This is a genomic window from Rhizocola hellebori, from assembly GCF_016862955.1.
Classification (GTDB): domain Bacteria; phylum Actinomycetota; class Actinomycetes; order Mycobacteriales; family Micromonosporaceae; genus Rhizocola; species Rhizocola hellebori.
On record NZ_BONY01000044.1, the window covers coordinates 1 to 11,956 of the forward strand.

Here is an 11,956-nt window from a genome sequence, read left to right on the forward strand (position 1 = left end):
AAGATCATCACAATTTCAGGGAAAACGCGCGATCCACTCGCCGCGCAACAACCACTTCCCTGAAACGCGCCCTCCCCCACCCGAAGATCACTGGCAGCCGCCGGACAGGACAGTAGGCAGAGGCAGCGCGGCGCGCAGCGGTGTCGGCGGTGGGAGGTCCGTGGCACCTACATCTCTGCCTCACCATCCCAACGCAGAGATGTAGGTGCCACGGAAGCAGCGGGCAGAGGCCGACAGCAGAGGCTGGGCAGAGGCGGCAGCGGGAGCGGCAGAGGCGGCAGCGGCAGCAGGCAGCAGCAGCAGGCAGCAGCGGCAGGCAGCAGCGGCGGGCAGCAGCAGGCAGCAGCGGCAGGCAGCAGCGGCGGGCAGCAGCAGGCAGCAGCAGGCGGCGGGTGGGATTGGCGGCGACGGCGCGGTGGGTTGGAGGGGGCGCGGGTGGGTGAGTGGGTGGGTGGGTGGGGGTGGCGGCGGAGCCGCCGGGGGGACCATGCACGGAGCTTTGTGCCGCGCGGGAGCTTGCGGTGAGGGACCACGACGGGGCGGCGTAGAGAAAAGGAACGGGACAAAGGGGCGGGACAACGCGGTGGGGGCGGCGTAGACAAACCCCGTTTCAGCGCGGTTAAATCGTGTCAACGCTCGATGGAAGCGCTCCCATGTCCTCGCCTGGGGAAGACGGTGGCGGCGCGGGGCGGATGCGTCCACATCCGCCCCGCTGTCCGATCCGCGGCCGTCTGAACGGGCGCGGCTGCTCGGACAGGAGAATCGTAGTGTCCAGGAAACTTGGACTCCTTCTCGCCGCAGCTTTGGCGGCGAGCTCGTTAAGCGCGGCGGTGGCTAGCCCGGCCCAGGCTGCGCCGCTGTACAACTACGCGGAAGCGTTGCAGAAGTCGATCTGGTTCTACGAGACCCAGGTGAGCGGGCCGAAACCGGCGTGGAACAGGGTTTCCTGGCGTGGCAACTCGGCGATGACGGACGGCTCGGATGTTGGCCGGGACCTGACCGGCGGCTGGTTCGACGCGGGTGATCACGTGAAGTTTGGGTTCCCGATGGCGAGCACGGCCACGATGCTCGCGTGGGGGGCGGTGGAATACCGAAGCGCCTATCAGGCAAGCGGTCAGCTAACCCCGTTGCTGAACAACCTGCGCTACGTTAACGATTACTTCATCAAGGCCCATCCATCTGCGAATGTGCTCTACGGGCAGGTGGGCAACGGCGGGCTCGACCATGCGTGGTGGGGTCCGGCTGAGGTGATGAAGATGAACCGGCCGGCCTACCAGATCAATGCGACCTGCGGCGGGTCGGATCTGGCGGCGGAGACCGCGGCGGCCATGGCGGCGGCGTCGATCGTGTTCCGGCCCACCGATGCCACCTATGCGAACACGCTGGTGACGCACGCGACGCAGTTGTATTCGTTCGCGGACACGGTGCGCAAGAAGTATCACGAGTGCATCACCGACGCCCAGGGCTACTACCAGTCGTGGAGCGGGTTCAACGATGAGCTGGTGTGGGGCGCGATCTGGTTGTACCGCGCCACCAATACACAGTCCTACTTGGACAAAGCAATCAGCTACTACAATAACCTGAGCACCGAACCGCAGTCGACGATCCGGTCATACAAATGGACCCACGACTGGGACGACAAGTCCTACGGAAGCTATGTGCTGATGGCCAAGCTGACCGGGAACCAGCAGTATCTCGACGACGCGAACAGGTGGCTCGACTACTGGACGGTCGGGGTGAACGGGGCGCGCATCACCTACTCGCCCGGCGGTCAGGCGTGGTTGCAGCAGTGGGGTTCGCTGCGCTACTCGGCCAACACCGCGTTCCTGGCGATGGTCCATTCGGACGCGATCACGGATGCGACCCGGAAGGCGCGCTACCACGACTTTGCGGTCTCGCAGATCAACTACATTCTGGGCAGCAACCCGAGCAACCGCAGCTACATGATCGGGTTTGGCAACAACTCGCCGCGCAACCCACACCATCGCACGGGTCACGGCTCGTGGACCGACAGTCTGCAGAACCCGACCAACAACCGGCACACGCTCTATGGAGCTTTGGTGGGCGGGCCGGGCTCGGCCAACGACAGCTACACCGACGATCGCAGCAACTTCCAGGCCAACGAGGTGGCTACCGACTACAACGCCGGGCTGACCTCGGCGCTGGTGCGCATGTACAGCGAGTTCGGCGGCACCCCGCTGACCAACTTCCCGCCCACCGAGACCGTCGATGACAACGAGATGTACATCGAGACGAATGTCAACGCGTCGGGCGCCAACTTCACAGAGATGAAGACGCTGGTCTACAACAAGTCGGCCTGGCCGGCCCGTGCTCTGACCAATGGCTCTTTCCGGTACTACTTCACGCTCGACGGATCCACGACCCCGAGCCAGATCACGCTCACCACGGCCTACAACCAGTGCTCCGCACCGACCGGGCCTACCCAGGTGAGCGGAAACACCTACTACATAACGGTTTCTTGCGCCGGTCAGGTTATCGCCCCGGCCGGGCAGTCGGACTGGCGTCGCGAAATCCAGTTCCGCATCGCCAGCTCGGGCACGTGGGATCCCACCAACGACTGGTCATACCTGGCCACGCTCGGCCGCAACGCCAAGATGACGCTGTTCGACGGGGCCACCAAGGTCTGGGGCGACCCGCCCGGCGGCGGTGACGTGATCGCGCCCACCGCGCCCGGCACCCCGACGGCCACCCCGGCTTCGACGACGGTCGCCCTCTCCTGGGCGGCGGCCACCGACAACGTGGCGGTCACCGGGTACGACATCTACCAGGGCAGCACGCTCGCCGGCTCGTCGACCACGACCTCTTTCACCGCAACGGGTTTGACCGCGTCCACGGCCTACAGCTTCACCGTGCGGGCCCGCGATGCGGCGGGCAACGTCGGCCCGGCTTCGGCCGCGGTGAACGTGACGACCCTGCCGCCGGTGGCCGACAATATCGCCCCTTCCATCCCAGGTACCCCGACCGCCTCGGCGATCACCCAGACCTCGGCAACGCTGACCTGGGCGGCGTCCACGGACAACGTCGCGGTCACGGGATATGACATCTACCGGGGTACCACCCTGGCTGGAACGTCGACCGGCCCGACCTTCAACGCCACCGGCTTGACCGCGGCGACGGCCTACTCGTTCACGGTGCGGGCGCGCGACGCGGCCGGGAACGTCTCCGCCGCATCGGCTGCGGTCAGCTTCACCACCCTGCCGACCGGCGGAGGCGCGAGTTGTGACATCGCCTATGTGGTGGAGAGCCAGTGGCCGGGCGCGTTCTCCGGCAAGGTGACGGTGAAGAACACCGGCACCACCACCATCAACGGCTGGACGCTGGCCTTCACCTTCCCGGCCGCCGGCCAGGGAGTCCAAAGTGGATGGTCGGCGACCTGGACCCAAACCGGAGCCAACGTGTCGGTCGTGCCGCTGGACTGGAACCGGGTCCTGGGGCCTGGCGCTAGTACCCAAATAGGCTTCACCGGAGCTTGGACGACTTCCAACCCGGAGCCGACCGCATTCACTCTCAATGGTTCTGCCTGCACAGTTTCCTGAATGTCGCAATAGGAAGGCGCTACCCCTACCCAGGGGTAGCGCCATCGACCTATGTCATGGTAGGAATCCTTCACATGTTCTCGCGAGGCATGGAACTTATCTCCCATCGACCCCTTGAGGAGACTCATGCTACGCACCGTCCAACGCGGACTTGTCGTGCTCGCCGGAGCCACCGCTGGACTCGTCACGGTGATGGCCGGCCCGGCACAGGCGGCCACTTTCCTCACCCACGCTCAGGCCACCAGCCAGTTGAGCGCATCGGGAATCTCCTGGTCGTCGAGTGGCGGGTGCAGCGACCGCAATAACCCGAGCTGCACCTCGTTCACCAATGTCCGGCAAACCACCATCTCTGGAATCAGGACACTGCGCAGCGCAAGCGGGTGCGCCATCAATGTCACCGGTGGAACCGAGACCGGGCACGGCAGCGGCACCTACAGTCACTGGAATGGTTACAAGCTAGACATCAGCAAGTACACGTGTGTCGGCAACTACATCAAGAACAACTTCACCTATGTCGGATACATCTCCGGCTGGGGCTACCAGTACCGCTCCGGCGCTGGAAACCTCTACACCGACGAGGGCAACCACTGGGACATCCTCTACTACAACTGTGGTGGCTGCTGATCGACGAACGTTGTCATGGGAGCGTTTCCATGACAAACTAAGAACGACTCGCGATAGGAGCAAGGGCACGCGATGACGGCACCGCTAGGGCAGATGCGGCGCCGCGACCCGTTCCTGGCCGGTGCGTTGCCTCGCACCGGAAATCCCGCGAGGAGTCAATGTGTTCCGCATAATGCGGCGCCCCCGTAAAACTGCCCTGTTGGCGGTGGGCGTCCTGATCGTCGCCGGGCTGGCCGTCAACGCCAGCCCGGCGCAAGCAGCCGTCGCCTGTCAGGTGACTTACGCGAAGCAATGGGACAACGGCAGCGGCTTCGGTGCCAACGTCACCATTCAGAATCTCGGCGACCCGCTTACCAGCTGGACGCTCACTTTTGCCTTCCCGGGTAACCAGACGATTCCACCCGGTGGCGGATGGTCCGGAAACTGGTCGCAGACCGGTCAGAACGTGACCGTGACCAACATGCCGTGGAACGGCAACCTCGGCAACGGCGCCTCGCTCGGGGCCGGCTTCAACGGTTCCTACAGCGGATCCAATGTCGACCCGACGGTCTTCGCCATCAACGGTGTCACCTGTACCGGTGTCCCGAACTCACAGGCGCTTGTGGTCAATCCGACCGCGATCAGCGTGCCTGAAGGCGGCATGACGACCTACTCGGTGCGCCTGCAGTCACAGCCCTCCAGCAACGTGACCGTCACTTCGACGGCGGGCACCGGTGACACCAACATCACCGTTACCGCCGGCGGCACGCTCACCTTCACCTCGGCGAACTGGAACGTGGCTCAAAACGTCACGGTTTCCGCCGCCGAGGACGCCGATGCCACCAACGGCACGAGACCTATAACGGTCGCGTCCACCGGTTTGACATCGGTGACGGTCACCGCCACCGAGGCCGACAACGACCCGAACCAGGCGATCGTCGTGGCACCGACAGCGGTAAGCGTTCCGGAAGGGGCCACCGCGACCTTCGGCGTGCGGCTGCAGACACAGCCGACCGCCAACGTCACCGTCACCACGACGGCGGCCGGCACCGGTGACACCAACCTGACCGTTTCCGCCGGTGGCACTCTCACCTTCACTTCGGCGAACTGGAGTGTCATCCAGAACGTCACCCTGGCCGCGGCCGAGGATGCCGACACCACGAACGGCACTCGGACGTTCAGCGTGACATCGTCGGGTCTGACCACGGTGACGGTTACCGCCACCGAGGCCGACAACGACCCGGCCGGTCAATCAATCATCGTGACGCCGACCTCCCTCAGCGTTCCCGAGGGCGGCACCAACACGTTCGCTGTGCGGCTGCAGTCGCAGCCGACCGCCAACGTCACCGTCACGACGACGGCCGGCACCGGCGACACCAACCTGACCGTCTCGGCCGGCGGCTCGCTGACCTTCACGACGGCGAACTGGAACGTCAACCAGAACGTGACGCTGGCGGCCGCGGAAGACGCGGACAACGCCAACGGCAGCAGGACCTTCACGGTGGCGTCCACCGGTTTGACCTCGGTAGCGGTCACCGCGACCGAGGCCGACAACGACCCGGCGCAAGCACTTGTGGTCACCCCGACCACGGTGAACGTGCCCGAGGGCTCCACGGCTGTCTACGCCGTGCATCTCGCGGCGCAGCCCACCGCCAACGTCACCGTCACCTCGACGGCCGGCACCGGCGACACCAACATCACTGTCTCAAGTGGAGCGTCGCTGACCTTCACCACCGCCAACTGGAACATGGACCAGAGCGTGACTCTGGCCGCGGCCCAGGACGCGGACAGCGCCAACGGCACCCGCGCCATCACGGTGGCTTCGACCGGGCTGACTTCGGTCACGGTCAACGCGACCGAGGTGGACGACGAGGCCACGCAGAACTCGTACATCACCGAGTTCACCACCCAGTACGACAAGATCAAGAACCCGGCGAGCGGCTACCTGTCGCCCGAGGGCATTCCTTACCACTCAATCGAAACCCTGATGGTCGAAGCGCCCGACCACGGCCACGAGACCACCTCGGAGGCGTTCAGCTTCCTGATCTGGCTCGAGGCTCAGTACGGCCGGGTGACCGGGAACTGGACGCCGTTCAACAACGCCTGGAACCTGACCGAGCAGTACATCATCCCGTCGGCCGCAGGCCAGCCGGGCGGATCGACCAGCTACAACCCCGCCGACCCGGCCGACTACGCCCCTGAGGCGGCGCAGCCCAGCGGCTACCCGGCCACGCTGAACACCGGCGTGATCGCGGGTTCCGACCCGCTGGCAAACGAGCTGCAAACCACCTACGGCAACCGCAACATCTACGGCATGCACTGGCTGCTGGACGTCGATGACGTCTACGGCTACGGCACCGGCCGCACCGCCGCCGAATGTGGTGACAACACGCAGCGCGTGACCTACATCAACACCTACCAGCGCGGCGCGCAGGAATCGGTGTGGGAGACAGTGGCCCACCCGTCCTGTGACACCGCACGGTTTGCCAACTACCCGGCGCTGTTCATCTCCGGCTCGGGCGGCAACCAATGGCGTTACACCAACGCTCCCGACGCCGACGCCCGCGCGGTTCAGGCGACCTACTGGGCGCTGCAATGGGCTACGGCACAGGGCAACCAGTCGCAGATCTCGGCAAGCCTGACCAAGGCCGCCAAGATGGGTGACTTCTTGCGGTACGCGTTCTTCGACAAGTACTTCAAGAACCCTGGCTGCACCTCGACCTCATGCACCCCGGGTAGTGGGAAGAGCAGCTCTTCCTACATGCTGACCTGGTACTACGCATGGGGTGGCGACATCGCCAACGCGTGGTCGTGGCGGATCGGCTCGAGCTCCTGGCACCAGGGTTACCAGAACCCGCTTGCCGCATGGGTGCTCTCGGGGGCCGGCCCGACCTCGCTCAGGCCCCAGTCGGCAACCGCGGCTACGGACTGGACCACCAGCCTTAGCCGTCAGCTCGACTCGTACCTGTGGCTGCAGTCGGCCGAAGGCGGCATCGCCGGCGGCGCGACGAACAGCGTGAACGGCACCTACTCGGCGCCGGCGCCTGGTACTCCGACCTTCTACGGCTGGTCTTACGACTTCCAGCCGGTCTTCCACGACCCGCCGTCGAACCAGTGGTTCGGCTTCCAGGCGTGGTCGCTGGAGCGGGTGGCGGAATACTACTTCGTCACCGGTGACGCGAAGGCCAAGACGATCCTCGACCGCTGGGTGCCTTGGGCAATCGCCAACACCACTCTCGGTACGGGCTCGGCCTTCACCATCCCGTCGGACATGACATGGTCTGGCGCGCCTGCCGCGTCGATCAGTGGCGGCACCGTTCCTGGCGCCAACCCGAACCTGCACGTGGCCATCGCGAACACGTCCAACGACGTTGGCGTGGCCGCGGCCTACGCTCGGACACTGAGCTGGTACGCAGCGAAGGCTGGCGCGACAACCCTTGGCACGCAAGCGAAGAACACCGCCAAGGGCCTGCTCGACCGGATGATTCTGCTGAAGGCCAATGACGCGACCGGCAAGGGCATTGTCGTTTCGGAAACCCGTACCGACTACAACCGCTTCGACGACGTGTGGAACTCGACCTCGCAAACGGGTCTGTTCATTCCGCCCGGCTTCAGCGGCACCATGCCCAGTGGAGCTCAGATCAACTCGAACTCCACCTTCATGAGCATCCGCCCGTTCTATGCCAGTGACCCCGCTTGGGGCCCCGTGCAGGCTTACATGAACGGCACCGGTGCGGCGCCTTCGTTCCAGTACCACCGGTTCTGGGCGCAGGCCGATATCGCGATGGCATTCGCGGATTACGGCAGCCTTTTCCCCACGGGGTAAGGGTTAGCTAGATTTGTCGCGGTCGGTCGGATGGGTACGGCGACGTCCCGCCCGGCCGGCCGCGATCATTCCGGCGAGAGTCAGCGCAGCGCCCAGGATCGTCAAGGTTTCCTGGCCGCTGAAGCCGAGCCAGCGCGCGATAGCGGCAAGGGCGCCGATGAGGATTACGGCGAGGGCGGCGTTGCCTGGCGTGACCTGTTTCATGGAATGTGCCCCCTTCCCAATCTGGAAGCACAAACCGGGGTGCCCTGAATAACGAGCACCCCGGCCATCGGTGACGCGGCTAGGCGATGTCACGCTTTCGGGTGATCAGGGTGCCCACCAGCCCCAGCACGAGACCCCAGCCGATGAGGATCAGGGCGCCGACCCACCAGGGTGGTGGGTTGCTGAAGATGGGCTCGGTCGAGACCATCGCCTCGGAGGCCACGGAGGGCCAGATGACGCTTGCCTTTTGCACCCAGTCGGACTTGAAGAGTTGCGAGGCGAGAAACGCCGCGATCTGAACGACGTAGGTGCCTAGCAGATAACCGGCGGCGACCGTGATGACGGCCCCGATCTGGTTGCGGATAAGCACTCCCAGGCCTACGCCCAGGATTCCCCATAGACCGTAGGCAAGGCCATTCATCAGCACCGCCCGGGTCACCGGCCATTCGCCGAGCTGGCTGCTGTATCCCTTGCTGGAAAAGAAGATGCTGCCGGCTATCCCGCTGATCGCGGTGGTGCCCACCCAGAAGATGAGCGCCGCGAGCGAAGCGGTGCCGAGCTTGGCCAGGATGACCTTGGTGCGCTGCGGGGTGGTGAGGAAGGTAGCGGTCGCGGTCTGGTGGTAGTACTCGTTGGTCACCAGGATCACGCCGAGCAGCGAGACGAACAGCAGCCCGAAGAACTGGCCCGAGGTGTAGATCTGCGCCGCGGCGCCGGAGAGCACCCGGCTGATGTCGTGTTGCAGCTCGAACTGCCGCTGGGCCTCCGCGAGCTGCTCCGGGCTCATCTCGAACTCGGGCGGCGGCGGCTGGAAGACCGCGTTGCTGCTCGCATCGTCGATCAACTGGTTGCCCGCGAAGATCCACAGGGTGACGGAGAGGGCGGTGAAGACCAGCACGCCGATGCCGAACAGCCACCAGACATTGGTTGTACGGATCTTCATGAGCTCGCTGCGGATGAGGTTCATCGGATGCCCGCCTTTCCCGCGGTGAGCTCGAGGAAGACCTGCTCCAGGTCGGGGCGTTCCTCCACCAGCTCGTGCAGGACGACCCCGGCCCGCAGCGCCGCCTCGCCAACCGCGGGCGCACCTATCCCGGTCACCAGCAGCACACCGTTCTCCTGCGTCACGGTGGCCTTTCCTGCCAGCGCCTGCGCCAGCTTGTCCGCGTCGGGTGTGCGCACCCGCACCCGCTCGGCCTGGGAGATGCCATTGACGATGGTTTCGACCGGCCCCTGCTTGACGAGCTTGCCGTTCGCGATGATGACGATGTCGTCGGCGAGCAGCTCCATCTCCGAGAGCAGGTGACTGGAGACCAGCACCGTGCGGCCTTCACCGGCGAACTTCCTGAGCAGATCACGCATCCAGCGGATGCCTTCCGGGTCAAGCCCGTTAGCTGGCTCGTCCAGGATCAGCGCCTTCGGGTCGCCCAGCATCGCCGAGGCGATTCCGAGCCGCTGGCGCATGCCCAGCGAGTAGCCGCGAAACTTCCGCTTGGCGGCCGGCGTGAGCCCGACCAGCTCGAGTGCCTCGTCGGCGCGGCTGAGCGGCAACCCCGCGGCTGCACACATGATGCGCAGATGATTGCGGCCGGTGCGGCCCTTGTGCGCGGCGGACGCTTCCAGGATCGCGCCCACCTGCCGGACCGGATGGGGAAAGTCGCTGTATCTCTGCCCGCCGATCGTTGCTGTCCCAGAGGTCGGGGTGACCAGATTGAGGATCATGCGAAGTGTGGTGGTCTTTCCGGCGCCGTTCGGGCCTAGGAACCCGGTTACCCGGCCCGACCGCACCGCGAACGACAGATCGTCTACCGCCTTGACCTTGCCATAATGCTTGGTCAAGCCGGAGACGACGATCTGCCCGTCTTCCGTGAGGGTCATGCAGGGCACGCTACCGCAGCGTGTCACTGCCAAATCAGCGGCAAGGGAACCGCGATGACCTGGAACGGAGGCGCTGCAGCGTCACGCTTGGCAAACTGCGAGTTCACTATGAGCAACCGCTCGCCGTCGGTGTCCAATGTTGTTGGAGTGCTGAACCTGTCCTCCACGTAGGTGCCCAGCGGCATCGTGCTCCGCCCGTCGTCGCAGATGCGTAGCGCCGCAAGGAAGAAGACCGCGTCCTCCATGGTTTCCCCGCGGTTGCACGCGCCGTAAAGCGTGTCGCCGATGAGCAGCAGGCCGTCAGCGCAATAGTCCTGCGCCACCAGCTCCGCCTTGCCGGAGTCGGGCTCAAGTCGCCAAAGCGTCTCAGTTCCTTGCGCCGCAACGAGTAATGCCTCGCCGCTCGGTGTCACCACGACGCCGTTGAGGTAGGCATCCTCGGTCGCGGCCGGCAAGCCCACCTCAATGAGGTCGCCGCCGAAGTCATAGCGCCAAAGCACCGGCCGGGAGGAATCAGTGACATAGCAGGAGTCACCGAGGAAGCACACATCGTTGAGGAATCCGTCTACGGCCTTGGAGTCGAGAAGCTCGCCGCTGGACAGGTCGTAGACGAACAGACGCCCGGCCCGCCCGCCGCAGACCACCAGCCGACCATCGCGAATAGCCATGCCCAGCGCCGAGATCCGGCCGTCCAGACCCGGCCCCAGCCAGGCCTCGGTGACGGGCCTATCCAGGTGGCCGCGGAAGACTGTGCCGTCGGCGCTGCTGCCGGAATAGAACTGGCGATCGGGCCCCACCACGATTCCCTCTGGCAGGACCCGATCGCCGGGCAGAACGTACTCCTCGAAGGTCATGAAACCGCACGCTAGCGTGTGGTGCGAATCGGCGCAGCCCCATCGGTCACTGTCCAGATCGGAGCGCGCGGACGGCAGGTCAGGCGGGCGTGGAAGGCAATGCCGCAGTGACGGCCGGGGAAGGCGCCGGCTCCGCCTCAGGTGCGGTGAGCTCGGCGATCTCGTCCTGAACCTGCTGCTCTGTACGGCCGGACATGCGCCTTTGCTTGGCCCGGTCACGCAGGAACGCCTCGTACAGCTCCTTGTCCTGGCGATCCTGCTCGGTGAGGAAGACCTGCTCCTGCTCGCCGCGCTCGGCGCGGATCCGATCGGCAAGCGAGGTGAGCCCGAGACGGCCGGCCAGCGAGGAGACAAAGCTGCTGACCCGGGTGATCCAGGTGGCGACCAGGAAGGCCCAGCGCTTGAGCCACACCAGCATCAGCTTGGCCAGCTCCACCAGGACCTCGACGATGGCGGCAAGGAGTGCCAGCACACCGAGGTAGACCAGGGTGTAGGCGACGCCCACGACAAGCGCGCCAACCCAGCCGAGGTGGAAGGTGGACACGACGATGCCGCCGGCGAGGCTGGCCAGCATGGTGCTGCCGAAGAAGTTGGCGATCGGATCCTGAATCCGTTCCAGCCGCTTGCCCGCGGCGACGCGCTGCACCACGGTCATGTGCACGAGCAGGATCCCGGCGACCAGGAAGGCGGGAGCGGGATCGGACTTGAAGGCGGTATCAGCGCCCTCGAAGTTCTTGAGCCACTCGATGGACTGGCGCAGGAGGGGAAGGTCGCCCCAGGGCCAATGATCGGCGTAGTAGATCGCGTACAGCGGCAAAGAAAGCAGCGCGAACAGCAATCCCGTCTTTTGCGGGCGGCGGTTGAACAGCGCCACCTTTACGAAGAGCACTACAGAGCCAAGCAGCAGCACGGCTACCGCATACACCAACAGATCCACTGAATTTATCCTTGTCGCGATTGACATTGGCGGATATACGAGCCAAGGAAACACCCTCCGTGACCTGCCGCACAATCCGTTGATTGGCTGCCAGGCA

Annotated in this window: 8 protein-coding genes; 3 read left to right on the top strand and 5 right to left on the bottom strand. The window is 65.2% G+C overall.

Annotated elements, in window-relative coordinates; translation table 11 throughout:
- Nucleotides 1-653 precede the first annotated feature (653 nt).
- The 3 genes from Rhe02_RS30185 (at nucleotide 654) to Rhe02_RS30195 (ending at nucleotide 7,986) form a co-directional block, all read left to right on the top strand.
- The gene (locus Rhe02_RS30185; RefSeq protein ID WP_373320728.1) at nucleotides 654-3,557 is read left to right on the top strand and encodes a glycoside hydrolase family 9 protein; all 2,904 of its coding nucleotides are present in this window, start codon (nucleotides 654-656) and stop codon (nucleotides 3,555-3,557) included.
- 126 nt (nucleotides 3,558-3,683) lie between these two features.
- A complete protein-coding gene (locus Rhe02_RS30190; RefSeq protein WP_203911804.1) occupies nucleotides 3,684-4,181 on the top strand; it encodes a hypothetical protein in 498 nt (165 codons plus the stop codon).
- Between the two features lie 160 nt (nucleotides 4,182-4,341).
- A complete protein-coding gene (locus tag Rhe02_RS30195) occupies nucleotides 4,342-7,986 on the top strand; it encodes a glycoside hydrolase family 48 protein (protein ID WP_203911805.1) in 3,645 nt (1,214 codons plus the stop codon).
- A gap of 3 nt (nucleotides 7,987-7,989) precedes the next feature.
- Here the strand turns inward: Rhe02_RS30195 and Rhe02_RS30200 are convergent, their stop codons facing one another.
- The 5 genes from Rhe02_RS30200 to Rhe02_RS30220 all read right to left on the bottom strand — a co-directional run bounded on the left by Rhe02_RS30200 (nucleotide 7,990) and on the right by Rhe02_RS30220 (nucleotide 11,859).
- Nucleotides 7,990-8,190, bottom strand: coding sequence for a hypothetical protein (locus tag Rhe02_RS30200; RefSeq protein ID WP_203911806.1), 201 nt, complete (start codon nucleotides 8,188-8,190; stop codon nucleotides 7,990-7,992).
- A gap of 79 nt (nucleotides 8,191-8,269) precedes the next feature.
- A complete protein-coding gene (locus Rhe02_RS30205; protein ID WP_203911807.1) occupies nucleotides 8,270-9,157 on the bottom strand; it encodes an ABC transporter permease subunit in 888 nt (295 codons plus the stop codon).
- A complete protein-coding gene (locus Rhe02_RS30210; protein ID WP_203911808.1) occupies nucleotides 9,154-10,068 on the bottom strand; it encodes an ABC transporter ATP-binding protein in 915 nt (304 codons plus the stop codon). The genes Rhe02_RS30205 and Rhe02_RS30210 overlap by 4 nt, the downstream gene beginning before the upstream one ends.
- A gap of 23 nt (nucleotides 10,069-10,091) precedes the next feature.
- Nucleotides 10,092-10,922 (bottom strand): SMP-30/gluconolactonase/LRE family protein, encoded by an 831-nt coding sequence (locus Rhe02_RS30215; protein ID WP_203911809.1) that lies wholly within the window; start codon nucleotides 10,920-10,922, stop codon nucleotides 10,092-10,094.
- Between the two features lie 79 nt (nucleotides 10,923-11,001).
- Complete coding sequence (locus Rhe02_RS30220; protein WP_203911810.1) at nucleotides 11,002-11,859, bottom strand: hypothetical protein; 858 nt, start codon at nucleotides 11,857-11,859, stop codon at nucleotides 11,002-11,004.
- Nucleotides 11,860-11,956 lie beyond the last annotated feature (97 nt).